Raw genomic sequence first — 16,223 nt, 5'->3', positions numbered from 1 at the left:
CTCTTATAAAACTTTCTTAAAATTTATTTTAGAAATTACTTCACATTAAATCCAATATTCCATGTATCCCAGCTCAATACCACGTCATTTGAATTAATCGTATACACTAATTTTTCAACGCTTGAATTTGCTGTTTTTGGTTTCACTTTTACACGAAGCTGATCTTTCTTTACATCATATTTATAAGCTCCCCATTGTTTAGCTTCTTTATTAAAAATGATTGTACATTCTTTTTCACTTGGAATTACAAAAAAGGAATATTTTCCAGCTGGAAGTTTTGCCCCCTCAATAGTAATATCTTTATCTGTTTCAAATGTTGTAGCATCATTTGCACCAGCACGCCATACAGCATCAAATGGTACTAATTCTCCCCATATTTTTCTTGCTCTCACAGATGGACTTCCATAATTGATGGTAATTGTGGCTTCTTTTATTTTTCCGGTTACAGTTTCTGCCGGACTTTTAGGCTTTTCTTGTGCGTTTGCAAATGCTGCAGTAAATAACGCAATTAATACAACAAATTGATTTTTTAAGGCTTTCATAATACTTTTTTAATGATTTTAATTTAAAATTAAATAATTGTAGCCAATACCATACTATCGCATAGTATTTTGTGATAAATTTAACAATTCTGAAATTTAAACACTTAACAATTTTATATCTTCGTTTTGAAGCCATTTTTTATTATTTTTACAAGCCTTACTTTTAGAACGAAACTATGAATACAATTGCAGAAAATATAGCTGATTTTTTAAAGGAATACCCTCCTTTTGACAACTTGACTTTTCAGGAATTATCAGTAATAGCAACAAATATTCGTGTTTTAAATCTGGAAAAAAATGAAACTTTATTCCAGATAAATGACAAACTGCACGATTGTTTCTATGTTGTAGCCTCAGGCACAATTCATCTGTCTGTTATTGCAGATGCCGAAGAAACACTTCTAAATAAATGTCATGTTGGAGATGTTTTTGGATTGAGACCTTTTTTTGCCAAGAACAATTATATGATGACTTCAAAATCTCGTGAAGAAAGCATCATATACGCTATTCCTATTGCTGCATTTAGACCTTTTGTTGCAAATAATCCAGATGTTCTGAACTTCCTTTTGGAAAGTTTTGCCAACAATACCTGGAATCCTAAAGAAAAAGAAAACTTAAGAGGTAAACTGGCCAGTGATAATGTATTTTATATAGATCAAAAGTCGGAAATGCAGTATTTTCAGTCGCTGACTTACAACAGATCGCCGCTTATAGCTTCAATTCATGACATCGCTAAAGATGTTGCGCTCTTAATGACTGCAAACCTGTCAACAAGCGTTATTATTTGTGACAGCAGCTTACCTATCGGAATTGTTACTCATACCGACATGTGTTCTAAAATTGCTACAGGACAATTTCCGCTGACGGTGACTATGAGAGCAATTATGTCCTCTCCAGTAGTAACTGTTGTTGAAAATATCTCACTCGCTGAAGCACAGCTTGTGATGTTAAAAAACAATGTAACTCATTTATGTGTTACTTTGGACGGAACCGATAAATCAGCAGTAAAAGGCATGATTTCAGAACATGATTTAATTATTGCGCAAGCCAATAATCCTGGTGTTTTAATCAAAGAAATCAAGCGTGCTTCAAATCCTAAGGATTTAAAACAAATTAGAGAGCGACTGACTGAACTAATTCAAAATTCAATTCACAAGAACATTCCACTTTCCAATATAAACAATATTGCGAGCGAAATAAATTTAGCCATTTTAAAAAGGGCAGTCGAATTATCTATCCTAGAATTAGGCTCTCCGCAGGCACGATTTGTATGGCTAAGCATAGGAAGCCAAGGAAGAAAAGAACAATTATTACTTACAGACCAAGACAGTATATTAATATTTGAAGATGTCACTCCAGACAGATACAGAGACGTTAGGGATTACTTTTTGAAATTAAGTAAAAAAACAACTGCTGTACTCGAAAAAGTAGGCTACGAATTGTGTCCAAACGGCCATATGGCAAGCAATATGCTTTGGTGTAAATCATTAACAGACTGGACTAAACAATATGACAGCTGGATGAATACTCCAGGTGAGAACAGCAACGATGTGAGCAGTATTTTCTTTGATTTAGAACTGATTTTTGGTGAGAAAAAGATATTCGAAGCGATAGAAAATGTAATCGATAAAAATCAGGAACATAACTCCTTATTTTTTGACTTTCTGGGGAATGATGCCTTAAGAAAAAATTCGCCTCTTACTTTTTTCAAGAAATTTGCTCTAGAAGAAGACGAACCTCACAAAGACAAGTTCGACATAAAAACAAAAGCTTTAATGCCTTTGATTGATGGTGCAAGATTGTTTGCATTGCATTTTAATATCAAAGGACTAAACAATACTTATCTTCGTTTTAAACAATTAGCAATCATTGACCCCGAAAACTCCGATATTTATCTCAATTGCGCAGAAGCATTTTTAGTTCTGTCAAAATTCAGAGTTGATGAAGGCCTAAAAAATGAAAATTCAGGACAATATATCAATATTAGCGAACTAACGAAACTAGAAAAAGAAAAATTAAAAAATGCCTTAGCCCCAATGAAAGAACTCGAAGAATTAATTAAAAGTAATTTCAAACTAACGCAATTTTCATAAAAGATGCTTGACTGGCTAAAAAATATAAATAAAGAATACCCTGAATTTTGGAAAACTTATCTCGAAAAGTTTAACCAAAAATCAAAGCGGTATGTCGTATTTACTACTGAAACTTCAGGTTTAAACCCCGAAAAAGATGTGATTCTGTCTATTGGATCATTTGCTATAATTAACAACAGAATCCACATTGGTGACAGCTTTGAATCTATTTTACTTCAATACAAATTTTTTCATGATAACGGACTTTCAAATGAATTTATCCTTGAAAGTAAAATGAAAAAATTAAGCGAACCTGAAGCGATTCATGCTTTTATTGACTACATCGGAAATGCTGTTTTAATAGGCCATCATGTTGATTTTGATGTTGACATGATTAACAGTGCATTGATTCGTTCAGGCTGTGGCCGATTAAAGAACGAAGCCTTAGATATCGATGTCATGTATCGAAAATTAATTGACATCAATGACAAACAGTTTTCATTAGATGAATTGTCAGAAATTTTTAAACTGCCAAAAAACTATCGCAATTCACCTTCGGAAGATGCCTATACTATTGCTTTATTGTTTTTGAAATTGAAGAAAAGATTAGGTATTAAATAATATCCAACAAACCCTACAGCGAAATTATCTTTTTGAAACGGCCATGATGCGTTATAGAAACCGGCCGTTTTGTTTCTGCAGTTATATCCATAAAATAAGGAATTCCATTAGCCTTTTTTACATTTTCCAATGTTTCCAAAGATTTTATTCTGTCAAAATCGGCAGTATCAGAAACTGCAATAGAATAAATGCTGTTTTCTGTAATTTCTGTTTGGGTATAAAAAACAAAATCCTCAATAACAACCTTTCCTGAATTCTGATTTTCATAAAAACACTGCAATAACGACGGAAAATAGCCTCTAATCCCCGTACAGCGGTTATAAATTTTATATGCAGCTTCTTTTCTGCTCCATAAATTCCAAACCATTAATTCTGGATTGGAATCATTATGAATCATAATCTGCTCTTCCAAAGAAAATACTTTTTCCAAAAAACCTTTTCTTTTCCAATTACTTTCCTTCCGGGCTAAGTCCAGATCTATTATGTCATTCCCAATCATTCTTTTAACAGCTCCATTTCAATAATACCAATAGCTTCTTTTACATTCACCATTTGTTTCATCGATTCGTTATCAATTATAATATCAAATTTTTCTTCAATATCCAAAATGACATCAACCAGATTAGCCGAATTTATTTTTAAATCATTTATAAAATCTGTTTCTTCAGAAAGAGATTCAAAAGCTTCTTGATCTTGAACATAAGGCTTTATTATATTTTTCAACTTTTCTAATGTTTCTTCTCTATCCATAAATTTACTTTTTTATAACATTAAATTTTTAATATCAAGACTACTAAGATATATATTTTTTAAAAACAACGCATCCATTAACATCTCCGAAACCAAAACTAGCCTTTAAAATAACATTCAAATCGATTTCAACCAGTTTTAAAGGAACTTTCGAAGCATCAATAACTGTTTCAATTTCAGGATGCAAGTCTTCACAATTCCGATTTGGAAAAACAAATCCTTGATACAATTGCAGAACTGCTGCAACACTTTCAATACTTCCGGCTGCTGACAAACAATGGCCAACCGTTGATTTCAATGAATTTATATAAGGAAAATCAATTCCTTTTCTGTTTAATGCCGTACTCCAATTTAAAATCTCCAGACTGTCTTTGGCTGTTGCAGTAAGGTGGCCGTTCACAGCATCAACCTCTTGCCCAGTAATTCCTGCACTTAACATCGCACTTTGAATACATTTTTGAACAGCAGCAGGATTTGGCGCAGTTAATGTCCCTAAACCTCTTTGCCCTCCTGAATTGAGTGCTCCGCCTAAAACTTCAGCATATATTCTCGCGCCGCGTTTTAAAGCAGTTTCCATATCTTCCAAAATCAATGCCCCCGCACCGCTTGCCGGAACAAATCCCGAAGCACTTGCAGACATGGGTCTTGAACCAGTTTCCGGAGAATTATTATGTTTATACGTACATACCCGCATGGCGTCAAATCCTCCCCAAATGTAGGGTCCAGAATCACTTGTACTTCCCGCCAAAATCCGTTTTGCCTGTCCTGACTGTATACGTTCATATCCCAAAATAATACTTTCGGTTCCTGTTGTACAAGCAGAAGAATTAGTAGTAACAATGTTTCCTAAACCTAATTTTCCAGCTAAATAAGCACTGACGCCACTATTCATAGTTTGAATTACAGAAGTACTTCCTAGATTTCTAACTTTAAAATCATCAATTTTGTAAATACTTTCTCTGAATTTATCAATTCCGGAGGTTCCTGATCCAAAAATTGTTCCGCTGTCCCAATCGGGTTCGTCAAGCCTTTCTATTGATAAACCAGCATCTTTCCAAGCATCAATTCCAGCGATAACCCCATATAAAATACCGGAAGAATTAAAATTCTTAAGCTCCAGTTCTGTAAAATACTGTAATGCTAATTCTGTAGAAACGTCCGGCATTCCAGCAATCTGACAAGAAAATTTCAATCTCTCTAATTCTTCAAAATGTTTTATTCCCGAAATTTCATTTTTTACTGCATACTGAAACGCATCAAGACCAACTCCATTTGGAGCAGCCACCCCCATACCTGTTATGACAACGCGTTTTTTCATTTAAATCAACATATCAATTACAATATCTGTAAAATTTTATACTATCCTTAACTAATACCAAACAAATCAAATTAGCCACAGATTAAAAAGATTTACACAGACTTTTAAAAAAAATAATAATGAAATCCGTGACAATCTGTGTTATCAGTGGCGAAAAAAAAATACATAGTATTATTTGCGGACAGTCATAAAATTTTAAATAAGAATTACCCGATGACTGATTAGTCATTTTTTTTATTTTATTCCTGCTGAATTATCATACCGGCTATTTCACCACTGCAGACTATGTCGCCTTTTACATTCTTCATACTGACTTTACATTTTAATTTTCCAAATCTGAAATAGATTTTTTCTGAAATGACAGTTACTTTTTCATTAGGAAAAACTGGCTTTATAAAATCAATATTAACTGATGTTAAACCAATTGACGATATTTTACTCGTGTTTTTATTTAACAAAAATATCCCCAGGCAAACAACCCCTATCTGCGCCATAACCTCAGTTAAAATCACTCCTGGTGTGATCGGCTTACCTTTAAAATGACCTTTGTAAAAATCAAGATTTTCATCAAAAGTAAATTCACCCTCTACTCCATTTTCATCAATTCTTATGATTTCATCTACAAAAAGAAAAGGTTTGGAATACGGTAACTTCGAGATTATATCTTTTTTTTCCATTAATTTCATCCTAAAAAAACCAAAATCAAAACTCTTTTATGATTCTAAAACTGCAGCAACACTCTTTGAGCCGAAAATCCGGGTCCAAAACTCAGCATCAACCCTTTAGAGCCTTTTTCGGGTTTTTTATCCATGAAGCGCTCTAAAACATACAATACAGTCGCACTTGACATGTTTCCATACAGCTTTAAAACTTCTTTGGTATCATCAATATTTTTTCCATGACCAGAAAACAGCTGTTCGACAATCTGTATAATTTTTTTTCCTCCCGGATGAAAAATTAAATGATCAATTGCTTCGATTTTTAAATTATTTTTATGCAAAAACGGATGCACAATAGCATCAAAATGAGAAGCAATTGTTTCTGGAACTTCAATATCTAAAATCATCTGAAGCCCAGAATTAGTAAGCTTAAATCCCATCATATCTATTTTATCATAAAAATGATACATCTCCTCGTCCAAAATTTCAACTCCTTCATCCTCTTCAGCCGAAGAAAGCAGTACACAGGCCGCACCATCTCCAAAAATAGCAGCACTTACAATATTTGCCATTGAAAAATCATTCAATTGAAATGTTGCTGTTGGGCTTTCAACTGCAATAACCGCTGCTTTATTACCAGGATTCGCTTTGAGAAAATTCTTTGCATAAATAATTCCAGAAATACCTGCGGCACAACCCATTTCGGTAACCGGCAGACGCACAATATCCTGTCGTAATTTCAAACTATTAATCAAATAAGCATCTAATGACGGAATCATGATTCCTGTACAGCTCACAGTTATAATAAAATCCAGTTCTTCGGGCTGCCATTTTGCTTTTTTCAAAGCTTTATCCAAAACTTTTTCCCCTAAATCAATTACTTCCCTGATATAAACATCATTTTTTTTTTCAAAAGAAGTTTTTTCAAAAACCGCAGTCGGATCCATTATAGAATATCGTTTATCTACTTCGGCTCCCTCAAAAATCTTCTTTACTTTTCGAATAAAACGCTCCTCCTGCCCTTCTAACCAAACATCTAAAAATGGAAGAATTTCTTCGGTAGTCCTCGAAAACTTCGGTAACTGTTTGGTAACACATTTTATTTTGACACTCATTATTTCTTTTAATATTACAACTGAATTAAAACATTCTATTTTTCAACTATCCACTGATATCTAAACGCCCATTTCCACTGAATACTGTATTTTTTAAATTTCAAATTTTCTGAAAACGCAATCAGCTCATCCTTTTTAAACCCTCTTAAAATAGAAGTCAAACCATCTTTTCGAGGCATTTCACTCAGATTAAACACAAAACAAACCAACTGAAACAATCGATACGCCATAGAACTTCTATGCAGATCATTAATAACAAAACCTAATTTGGAATTTGCATAAAAAGAAATCAGTAATTTAACAATTTCACTATTTTTAAAATGATGTAATGTTAAGGTACATAGCAATATATCACACTTTATTTCTTTGAAAAATTCATCTAAAACATCTAATTTTTTATACGAGATATTTGAATAATTTCGAGACAGATCAGCTGCATAATTTACAGTAAACTCATTCGCATCAATACCAATTAGTTTTAAATTCAGATTGTTTTCAAAACCAAAATCTGCCAATTTCCGAAGCATGTCACCATTACCGCAGCCAACATCCATAATAGTAATCAAATCTGAGTCAGATGTCTTTTCAAGCAATCTTACAACCCCTTTCAAAGTCAGTGAATTTCCTCCCAAAAGCTGATTTATCTGGGCAATTTTATCCAATGCCGCTTTCAAGACATCACCTTTCAAATTAAAATCATCCATTATTTCAGGATCATCTGTTCTATATCTGGTTTTTACAAACATGAGACATTTTATTAATTCAGAATTACAATTTGAAAACCATATCTTACTAATCATTCATAGTTACTAACTGACCATGTGTCCGTTTTATTATAATTGGCAATAACTTTGGGAATTTAATCATTATTTTCATCAAAAAAACACTCGCCTTATGTTTTTGAAGAATAAATGCTAAAAAACGCCCCATACTTAATCTATTTTTAAAATTAGAATTCCATTCATACATATACCTCTTTTCCAATTGTTCTCTGGATTTTATTTCTTTTTTATGCAGTTTCTCTATCAATTCAGAAAGAATTTTGGCACTATGAATCGCCATAGCCATACCATTTCCGCACAAAGGATGAATCAAGCCGGCAGTATCTCCAATCATCAGTATGTGATTCTCAATGAGTTCTTTTTTATCAAATGATACTTGACTGATTGTTAACGGAGTTTCGAAAAGCATTTTACTTGTTTCAAAAATCTCTTTTAAATGCGGATTTTTCACAACTATTTGACTTTGAAAATCTTCTATATTTTTATATTTTTTAAAAGAAGCATAACTGGCTAAATAACAAATATTCACAACATTATTTTCTACTTTTGAAACTCCGCAATATCCTCCTTCAAAATTGTGCAGACCGACTAAATCATCTGGAAATCCGCCCGAATAATGAGCTTTTACGGCCAGCCAATCGGATTTTTTACCAACAAATTCACGCTTTAATTTTTGATCAATATTGGATCGTTTTCCATAAGCACCAATCACAATCCCTGAAACAAATTTTCTGTTATTCGAAACAGAAATAGTAAAAACACCATTCTCAAAAACAATATCCTCTACATTATCCTGAATAATTTCACAGCCGTTCTGAATTGCTTTTTGATACAGAAAAGCATCCAAAGCATAACGGCTGACACCAAATCCGCCAAGAGGCAGATCACAATGAATCATTTTACCATCAGCTGTTGAAAATTCTAATTTTGAAATCTGCGTAGGATTTAATTCAGATATATCCAGAGAAAGCCAATTTAAATAAGGCGTAATTTCATTTGAGATATACTCTCCGCAGACTTTATGCTTTGGATATTCATTTTTTTCAATCAAAATAACTTTCAGTCCAATTTTAGACAAATGAATCGCAGCGGTAAGCCCTGCCAATCCTCCTCCAACAATTGTTATTCCTTTGGATACATCCATATATAAGACGATTTATAAAATCTTAGATTCAAGTAATAAATGCAACGTGAAAAAAAACTCTAGTGTTATTCTTTTGACCTAGGTCAAAAGAATAACACTAGAGTTGGCGAAAAAATCATCATATCTTTGGGTTGCAACACTCAAAATAGATGGCACATTTAACGTTAGAACAAAGATACAAAATAGAAGTATAATAGAAATGCCGGTATCAGTATTTCCGAAATTGCTGAATTGGTAGATAAAAACAAATCAGTTATTTCTCGAGAAATAAAACGTAATTCTGATCAAAGAAGTGGTGTTTATAAAGCTGTTTTGGCGGATAAAAAAGCTTTAAACAGGCATAAGGTTAAGATCAAAAAATGCACTTTAACCTCAGAAGTTGAAGCAAATATTTTGTTTTATTTAAAGCAAGATTACAGTCCTGAACAAATTGTTGGCAGAGCAAAAATTGACAAAAGAGCAATGGTTTCTAAAGAAAGAATCTATCAATATATTTGGGAAAATAAACGCAAAGGAGGACTCTTATATAAACATCTTAGGACCAAGGGTAAAAAGTATAAAAAAAGAGGACATTTAAAACCTGAACTCGATTAATAAAATACAGCCAATTGGTTAGTTTTAATCGTTTCGTATTTCAAAGAAGGTTTTTTAGGCAGAAAATTATAAGCAATTATTCCAGCGATAAGATTTGACAAAAAGTTGGTAAATGAACGATGTCTAGAATGTTCAACTTGGCAAATATTTTTAAGTTCATCGTTAACCGTTTCTATTATTGAACGTTTACGGAGTAAAATTTTATCACTCATTTCCATCAAACTATTTTTCATATTATTTCGAATACTTGTAATTAATTGGATTCCATCAACAAATAATAATTGAGAGAGTTTCTCGCTTATATATCCTTTATCACCAAATAGTTTTCCGAAAATAGCATTCAAAAAGCCCTCATTTTTCAGTGGCTCTCTATCATCTACGTTGGCTTGAGTTACAGCAAAACTTAACAATTCTCCTTTGTCATTAATGATGATGTGGAGTTTAAACCCATGAAACCAGCCCATTGTAGATTTCCCTGTAGTGGCAATACCTTTAAAAACTTTGTTTCTACTGATTCGTTTGTTTTTACAAACTCTAATTGGTGTTGAGTCTACAAACGAAATGCCTGTGCAATTGCCTAAGCAACAGGTTTTGGCAAAAATTGTCATTGGCAAAAGAACACTTTGCATTAGTTCTAAAAAGCGATTATAAGAAACTGTATTAGGAAATTCATTTTGCATATGCTTTTGGACATAAAAAATGTAATAATGCTTGAAACAGCGAAAACCACTCAAATGAAAAAGTAAATAAATTGTAATTACTTCTGATTTTGACATAATCGAAGGACGTTTGGAAGGTTTTCCTAGCAGAAAAGACTGTGTGGTTTTATCAAAATCTTTGCAAAATTCATCAACAATAGAAAAAATATCTGTAATTTTATCAAAACAAATCATAAGGTAGAGTTTAGTTAAATATTTAATTGTCAGAAATTTAAATATACTAAATTTTACCTTTTTCTACAAAATTTTCAACCAAAATTATTAATCGAGTTCAGGTTTAAAGGATAAAAGAGGACTTATTATTGGTAGGGTCGATATTAGCGAGCGTCCAAAGATTGTAGAAAAGAAAAGTAGATTGGGCGATTTAGAGATTGATTTGGTCATTGGTAAGAATCACAAAGGAGCGTTACTAACTATCAATGACAGAGCCTCTGGAATACTTTTTATGGGAAAAGTAGAAAGCAAAGAAGCTAGTGCAATACAGCAGAAAACAATTGAATTATTGAAAGATTGGAAACCAATAATCAAGACCATTACTTCGGATAATGGAAAGGAATTTGCCAATCATCGGGCCATTGCAGAAGATTTAGATATCGATTATTATTTTGCCAAACCCTACCATAGCTGGGAACGAGGAGCCAATGAAAATTTAAACGGATTAATAAGACAATATTTTCCTAAAAAATCTAACTTTGAAAACATCGAAGAACAACAAATAAAAACAGTAGTTAATACATTAAACAACAGACCCAGAAAAAGATTTGGCTATAAAACACCTAATGAAATTTTCGCCGAAAAAATCAATAAATTGAATACTGTTGCATTTATATGTTGAATCCACCAATCATAATGATAAAGTATTGTGAAAATACACAAATCTGATCATAAATAAAGAATAAATCATTTCATTTCAGCAGAAATTAAAACTGCAGAAAATTAAAATTTTGGAACTTGCTTTTTGAATTTTCAAATCCTATATTTGCTTTCGAATAAAGAAAAGCATGGAACAATTTGTAGTATCGGCCCGTAAATACCGTCCTCAGACATTTAAAGATGTAGTGGGGCAAAAAGCGATTACCAATACGCTGCTCAATGCCATAGAAAGCAATCACTTAGCTTCTGCCCTTTTATTCACAGGACCTCGTGGTGTCGGAAAAACAACTTGTGCCCGTATTTTGGCCCGAAAAATAAATCAGCCAGGATATGATGATCCGAATGAAGATTTTGCATTTAATGTGTTCGAACTCGATGCTGCTTCAAACAATTCCGTTGATGACATTCGTAATTTGATCGATCAGGTTCGTATCCCGCCACAAACCGGACAATACAAAGTATATATCATTGACGAGGTGCACATGTTATCTTCTGCGGCTTTTAATGCTTTCCTGAAAACATTGGAAGAACCGCCAAAACATGCCATTTTTATATTGGCTACCACCGAAAAACACAAGATTATCCCAACGATATTATCGCGCTGCCAGATATTTGATTTCAAAAGAATTACCGTAAAAGACGCCAAGGAACATCTTGCCGATGTAGCTTCGAGTCAAGGTGTAGCTTTTGAAGATGATGCACTGCATATTATTGCACAAAAGGCAGATGGCGCCATGCGTGATGCTTTGTCAATTTTTGACCGAGTAGTTTCTTTTTGCGGAAACAATTTAACCCGTCAGGCCGTAACTGAGAATTTAAATGTTTTAGATTACGAAACCTACGTTACAATTACCGATTTACTTCTGGAAAATAAAATACCAGACTTATTAATCGCATTCAATGATATTCTAGCCAAAGGTTTTGATGCTCATCATTTTGTTTCTGGATTAGCCACTCATTTTAGAGATTTATTGGTAAGCAAAACTCCTTCTACTCTTATTTTGCTGGAAGTTGGTGAGCAGGCACAGAAAATGTACGGAATTCAGGCTCAAAAATGCAGTCAAGACTTTTTGTTAAAAGGAATCGATATTGCAAATGACTGCGATTTAAAATACAAAGCCAGTCAAAATCAGCGATTACTTGTCGAACTTTGTTTGATGCAGCTTGCCTCTATCACTTATGATGGAGAAAAAAAAAAGTTGAGCAATTTATAATTCCGCCTGCTTATTTTAGAAAAACTGCAGATTATTCGATAGCAGAAATTTCAAATAACAAAAATCAGATTCCAGCTGCTCCAGAAAGTGCAAAAACAGTTTCAAATACTGAAATTGCCAAACCTGTTACTTCAACAGAAGAAAAACCTAAGACTTCAAATCCTGCTTCTGCAGCTCCTTCAAATAACGAAGCGAAATTTTCAGCTTTGTCCCTTTCCAGTATCCGAGCCAAAAAAGCTTTAGAAGAAAACTTAAAAGGATTTGTAAAGGAAGACAACACTATACTTCCTACGGAGTCATTTACTGAAACAGAAATGCTTCTGCAATGGACAAAATATGCCGAACGCCTTGGAAGCAAAGGCTATAAAATTATGGAATCGTTATTACTTATTAACGACCCAAAATTAAACGGCACAAAAATCACCTTTGAACTACCCAATGAAGGATCTAAATTAGATTTTGAAAAAGAAATGATTGGTCTTTTAGGACATTTGCGGGGACATTTACACAATCACGACATAACTATCGAAGTAAATGTAAATGAAAGCATAGAGATAAAAAGAAGCTTTACTGATCAGGACCGCTACAACCGTCTTTTGGAAATAAACCCGAATATCGAATTATTACGGACTACTTTTGGCCTGGATTTAGATGCCTAAAAAAACATATGTATTTCTTACACAAATGAAAATTTAATACCATAAAATGTTATTTTTGTAGCAGCATGTAACGCACTATAACGTTATATTAGACTTTTCTAACTATTAAAAAAACTAAAAAATGGAAAACAAATTAGCTAATCCTGCGCCTTTAGGGCTTTTGGGTTTCGGAATGACCACAATTTTATTAAACATTCACAATTTGGGATTTTTCCCAGTAAGTGCTGTAATTATTTCAATGGGAATTTTTTATGGCGGTCTAGCCCAAATAATTGCAGGAATACTATCATACAAAAACGGTAAAACCTTTGCCGGTACCGCTTTCACCTCATACGGTTTCTTTTGGCTTACCTTGGTTGGCATTTGGCTTTTTCCAAATACAGGATTTGAAATGGCAGGCACAACTCCTGCTCCTTTTTTTGGCTGTTATCTAACGCTTTGGGGGATTTTCACCGCTTTTATGTGGTGGGGAACTTGGGGTGGCAGTAAAGTACAGCAATTTGTGTTCTTATCTTTGACCATTTTGTTTTTTGTTTTAGCCATAGAAAAAATCACCTGTAATGAATCCTTAGCTCCAATCGCTGGAGGAATTGGTGTAATCTGCGGAAGCAGTGCTTTTTACTTAGCTGTTGCTGAACTTTTGGAAGAAGTTAAAAACAAAAGAGTTTTACCTTATTAATTTCAATCTTTTTACATACAAAAGGCTCGAAACTAAAATATGTTTCGAGCCTTTTGTGTTTTTATGTAGATCAAATTTAAGACCCAAAAGTTTTGTTTATATCCAAATTCCAATCCAAATCATTACTGTACCATAATTGTCCTTGAAAAACCGTCAGAGGACAATCAAAATTATTAGTGTACAACGCTCCAGTTCCTAAACCCTGAGGCATCGGATTATTAAGTGTAAATGTCCATTGCGCGATTGCATTCAACCCAATATTACTTTCCAAAGCCGATGTAATCCACCAGCCGATATTGTGTTTTTCAGCTAATAAAATCCATTCTTGCGTACCACGAAAACCACCCACAAAACTAGGCTTTAAAATAATGTATTGAGGTTTGATTTTTAGCAGTAAATCTTCTTTTTCGGCTAACGTAAAAACGCCGATCAATTCTTCATCCAAAGCAATAGGAAAAGGAGTAGATTTACACAGCTCTGACATACTGTCAGTGTTGTTTTTTTTAATCGGCTGTTCAATACTATGCAATTTAAAACCAGACAATTGATTCAATTTAAATAAAGCTTCATTTGAATCAAAAGCACCGTTTGCATCGACTCTTATTTCGATTTGTTCCATTGTGAAATGCTCCCGAATATACCGCAATAACTGCAGTTCTTTATCAAAATCTATGGCTCCAATTTTGAGTTTTATACAACGAAAACCATCTGCTAATTTTTCCTCAATCTGCTGCTTCATAAAAGCCTCTTCTCCCATCCAAACCAAGCCGTTTATTTCGATTGATTTTGTACCGTTTGTAAAGTCTGAAGGAAATAGTAAAAAAGGATTTTGACTTTCCAAAGACAGAAACGCCATTTCTATTCCAAACTGTATTGATGGAAATTCTAACAATGCTTCCCAAAGCTCATCTTTCCCAAGTTGAATATTATTGCAAACCCATCGTAATTTTTCTTCATAATCGGGATGGTCGTCAATACTCAAACCTCTTAGGATGCCGCACTCGCCTATTCCTTTTTTGCCGTTTTCTTCCAAAACGATAAACCAGGTTTCTTTTTCGTTCAGCACACCGCGGGAAGTACCTGATGGGCGTTTGAAGTTTAGGATGTATTTATGATAGACTGCTTTCATAATATTATTTAAAATCGGCACTTAACTGTCATTCCGAATAACGAGGAATCTCATAATGTGAGTAACTTGGATTCCTAGTCCCTCGGAATTGACAAAACAGCGAAATACTGTAGACAAATTACTCTCTTATCAATTTCAAAACTCTCTCAAAATCCTCATTCTTAATTCCGGCTTTTTGAAAAGCCTTAAAATCGTCTTCGGTTTTTTGAATCCAGCTCAAGCTGTCAGTTACGTTTTGACTTTGGTATTTCTTGTAGATTTTTTTAGCTTCTTTGTAATTATCGTTCAGCAGGTATGCGTGAGCGAGATTCAATTGAACCAATAATTCAGTACTGTCCAGTTTTTCGCCATCCAGCAGGTATTTTAATGCTTTTCCGTATTGTTTGGTCATCAGGTAACTATTTCCGATAGTGCTATAATCTAAAACCGTTCCTTTACTATCATCGATAATTATACTCAATTTCGCAATTGCATCACCGTATTTGCCCTTTTTTATCAAAAGGGAGGCTTCTTTACGCAGATCAGAATAAACAGCGCTGGAAGTGCTTTTTTCGCCAAAACAGGAATCCCCTGCATCTTTAAAAACTTTGGAGCGTTCTACTGCCAATAATTTTTGAAACTCCTGATATCTATACTTGGATTGGATTTTATCCAAAACACATACACAAAAGTTATCCGAATTGGTCATTTTTTGAGCCATATTGGAGGTTTTGCATTGGTCGATAATCATTTTTCGATTATCTACGCTCCATCCACGGCTTAATTTTTTATCGACCCAAGGCACAACTTCCAAAACGATTTTTTGCTTCATAATCCAATTTTTACTTTCGAAACCAAACCATAAAGCAGATGAAGTATCACTTAGACAGCTTGATTTATCAATCGAAAGCCTTTTGGCATCTTTGCTTACGGGTTCATCCTGAGCTAAGCATGACTCTAGTGTTTTCCCAGAATCTTTGTAATCTGCGGCCAATTTATCGGTAGAAAAAATAGCGTAAGTACATTTATCGTCTCCTGATATTTTAGACAGCACAAAAACAGCACCCGCTGACCCCTGACTGATTCCTGTTGGATCGGGAATTGATTTTAGCACCGAAACCAAACTGCTGGCCAGCTGCTGATTTTCGTCCAAAAGTGTTATTCTATAAACAATTTCGGTGGTTCCCAAAGGTAAATCCTCGGTTTTAATAACGATTCGGTCTCTTGCTGAAACGTTGATTTCCTTAGTTGTGGATCGGTCTTTATCCCAATAACCGTCTTGTTGCGCAAATGTATTTACTCCAGAAAGAAATGTTATGAATAAAAGAAGTTTTTTGGTCATTATAAAAAATGATTGAAAGATTTAAAATTGAA

At 33.8% G+C, this 16,223-nt stretch carries 17 protein-coding genes and 2 pseudogenes; 7 read left to right on the top strand and 12 right to left on the bottom strand.

Annotation, left to right across the window (positions count from 1 at the left end; translation table 11 throughout):
- Positions 1 to 35: 35 nt before the first annotated feature.
- Positions 36 to 542 carry a DUF2911 domain-containing protein gene (locus OZP07_RS10740; protein ID WP_281638339.1) on the bottom strand — a complete coding sequence of 169 codons (507 nt, stop codon included), beginning with the start codon at positions 540 to 542 and terminating at the stop codon, positions 36 to 38.
- A 176-nt stretch (positions 543 to 718) separates the two neighbouring features.
- Here OZP07_RS10740 and OZP07_RS10735 point away from each other — a divergent pair, with 176 nt between their 5' ends.
- Together OZP07_RS10735 and OZP07_RS10730 are read left to right on the top strand one after the other, a co-directional pair.
- On the top strand, positions 719 to 2,635 hold the full coding sequence (locus OZP07_RS10735; RefSeq protein ID WP_281638338.1) for a DUF294 nucleotidyltransferase-like domain-containing protein: 1,917 nt from the start codon (positions 719 to 721) through the stop codon (positions 2,633 to 2,635).
- Between the two features lie 3 nt (positions 2,636 to 2,638).
- Positions 2,639 to 3,235 (top strand): 3'-5' exonuclease, encoded by a 597-nt coding sequence (locus OZP07_RS10730; RefSeq protein ID WP_194641726.1) that lies wholly within the window; start codon positions 2,639 to 2,641, stop codon positions 3,233 to 3,235.
- Positions 3,236 to 3,248: 13 nt separating this feature from the next.
- Here OZP07_RS10730 and OZP07_RS10725 read toward each other — a convergent pair whose 3' ends face one another.
- The 7 genes from OZP07_RS10725 to OZP07_RS10695 form a co-directional block, all read right to left on the bottom strand.
- Positions 3,249 to 3,734, bottom strand: a complete 486-nt coding sequence (locus tag OZP07_RS10725) for a 4'-phosphopantetheinyl transferase family protein (protein ID WP_194641725.1) — start codon at positions 3,732 to 3,734, stop codon at positions 3,249 to 3,251.
- Positions 3,731 to 3,985: an acyl carrier protein gene (locus tag OZP07_RS10720; RefSeq protein ID WP_194641724.1), complete on the bottom strand. Its 255-nt coding sequence runs from the start codon at positions 3,983 to 3,985 to the stop codon at positions 3,731 to 3,733. Before OZP07_RS10720 ends, OZP07_RS10725 begins: the two co-directional genes overlap by 4 nt.
- A 43-nt stretch (positions 3,986 to 4,028) precedes the next feature.
- A complete protein-coding gene (locus tag OZP07_RS10715) occupies positions 4,029 to 5,303 on the bottom strand; it encodes a beta-ketoacyl-[acyl-carrier-protein] synthase family protein (RefSeq protein ID WP_281638337.1) in 1,275 nt (424 codons plus the stop codon).
- 239 nt (positions 5,304 to 5,542) lie between these two features.
- Positions 5,543 to 5,980: a 3-hydroxyacyl-ACP dehydratase FabZ family protein gene (locus OZP07_RS10710; RefSeq protein ID WP_194641722.1), complete on the bottom strand. Its 438-nt coding sequence runs from the start codon at positions 5,978 to 5,980 to the stop codon at positions 5,543 to 5,545.
- 44 nt (positions 5,981 to 6,024) lie between these two features.
- Positions 6,025 to 7,077 (bottom strand): type III polyketide synthase, encoded by a 1,053-nt coding sequence (locus OZP07_RS10705; protein ID WP_281638336.1) that lies wholly within the window; start codon positions 7,075 to 7,077, stop codon positions 6,025 to 6,027.
- A gap of 35 nt (positions 7,078 to 7,112) precedes the next feature.
- A complete protein-coding gene (locus tag OZP07_RS10700; RefSeq protein WP_281638335.1) occupies positions 7,113 to 7,823 on the bottom strand; it encodes a methyltransferase domain-containing protein in 711 nt (236 codons plus the stop codon).
- Positions 7,824 to 7,869: 46 nt separating this feature from the next.
- The gene (locus OZP07_RS10695; RefSeq protein ID WP_281638334.1) at positions 7,870 to 9,003 is read right to left on the bottom strand and encodes an NAD(P)/FAD-dependent oxidoreductase; all 1,134 of its coding nucleotides are present in this window, start codon (positions 9,001 to 9,003) and stop codon (positions 7,870 to 7,872) included.
- A gap of 149 nt (positions 9,004 to 9,152) precedes the next feature.
- On the opposite strand from OZP07_RS10695, the pseudogene OZP07_RS10690 reads away from it, so the two are divergent.
- Positions 9,153 to 9,582 (top strand): annotated as a pseudogene (locus tag OZP07_RS10690) (transposase); the annotation flags it as partial.
- An 11-nt stretch (positions 9,583 to 9,593) separates the two neighbouring features.
- Here OZP07_RS10690 and OZP07_RS10685 read toward each other — a convergent pair.
- A complete protein-coding gene (locus OZP07_RS10685) occupies positions 9,594 to 10,490 on the bottom strand; it encodes an IS982 family transposase (RefSeq protein WP_281635207.1) in 897 nt (298 codons plus the stop codon).
- Positions 10,491 to 10,605: 115 nt separating this feature from the next.
- On the opposite strand from OZP07_RS10685, the pseudogene OZP07_RS10680 reads away from it, so the two are divergent.
- Both OZP07_RS10680 and dnaX read left to right on the top strand, forming a co-directional pair.
- A pseudogene (locus OZP07_RS10680) lies at positions 10,606 to 11,151 on the top strand (IS30 family transposase); the annotation flags it as partial.
- A gap of 166 nt (positions 11,152 to 11,317) precedes the next feature.
- Positions 11,318 to 12,403 (top strand): DNA polymerase III subunit gamma/tau, encoded by a 1,086-nt coding sequence (gene dnaX, locus OZP07_RS10675; protein ID WP_194641718.1) that lies wholly within the window; start codon positions 11,318 to 11,320, stop codon positions 12,401 to 12,403.
- 64 nt (positions 12,404 to 12,467) lie between these two features.
- Here dnaX and OZP07_RS10670 read toward each other — a convergent pair whose 3' ends face one another.
- On the bottom strand, positions 12,468 to 12,635 hold the full coding sequence (locus tag OZP07_RS10670; RefSeq protein ID WP_281638332.1) for a hypothetical protein: 168 nt from the start codon (positions 12,633 to 12,635) through the stop codon (positions 12,468 to 12,470).
- On the opposite strand from OZP07_RS10670, the gene OZP07_RS10665 reads away from it, so the two are divergent.
- Together OZP07_RS10665 and OZP07_RS10660 are read left to right on the top strand one after the other, a co-directional pair.
- The gene (locus OZP07_RS10665; RefSeq protein ID WP_228520888.1) at positions 12,610 to 13,062 is read left to right on the top strand and encodes a DNA polymerase III subunit gamma/tau; all 453 of its coding nucleotides are present in this window, start codon (positions 12,610 to 12,612) and stop codon (positions 13,060 to 13,062) included. The genes OZP07_RS10670 and OZP07_RS10665 overlap by 26 nt on opposite strands.
- Before the next feature lie 121 nt (positions 13,063 to 13,183).
- Entirely contained in the window at positions 13,184 to 13,741 is a 558-nt protein-coding gene (locus OZP07_RS10660; protein WP_281638331.1) for an acetate uptake transporter, read from the top strand.
- Positions 13,742 to 13,817: 76 nt separating this feature from the next.
- Here OZP07_RS10660 and OZP07_RS10655 read toward each other — a convergent pair whose 3' ends face one another.
- Positions 13,818 to 14,870 (bottom strand): o-succinylbenzoate synthase, encoded by a 1,053-nt coding sequence (locus OZP07_RS10655; RefSeq protein WP_281638330.1) that lies wholly within the window; start codon positions 14,868 to 14,870, stop codon positions 13,818 to 13,820.
- Between the two features lie 118 nt (positions 14,871 to 14,988).
- Positions 14,989 to 16,191, bottom strand: a complete 1,203-nt coding sequence (locus OZP07_RS10650) for a tetratricopeptide repeat protein (RefSeq protein ID WP_281638329.1) — start codon at positions 16,189 to 16,191, stop codon at positions 14,989 to 14,991.
- Positions 16,192 to 16,223 lie beyond the last annotated feature (32 nt).

Origin of the sequence: Flavobacterium marginilacus, from assembly GCF_026870155.1 — a bacterium.
Lineage (GTDB): Bacteria > Bacteroidota > Bacteroidia > Flavobacteriales > Flavobacteriaceae > Flavobacterium > Flavobacterium marginilacus.
The sequence above is the reverse complement of the archived record's forward strand: the minus strand, read 5'-3'. Positions and strand labels throughout refer to the sequence as shown.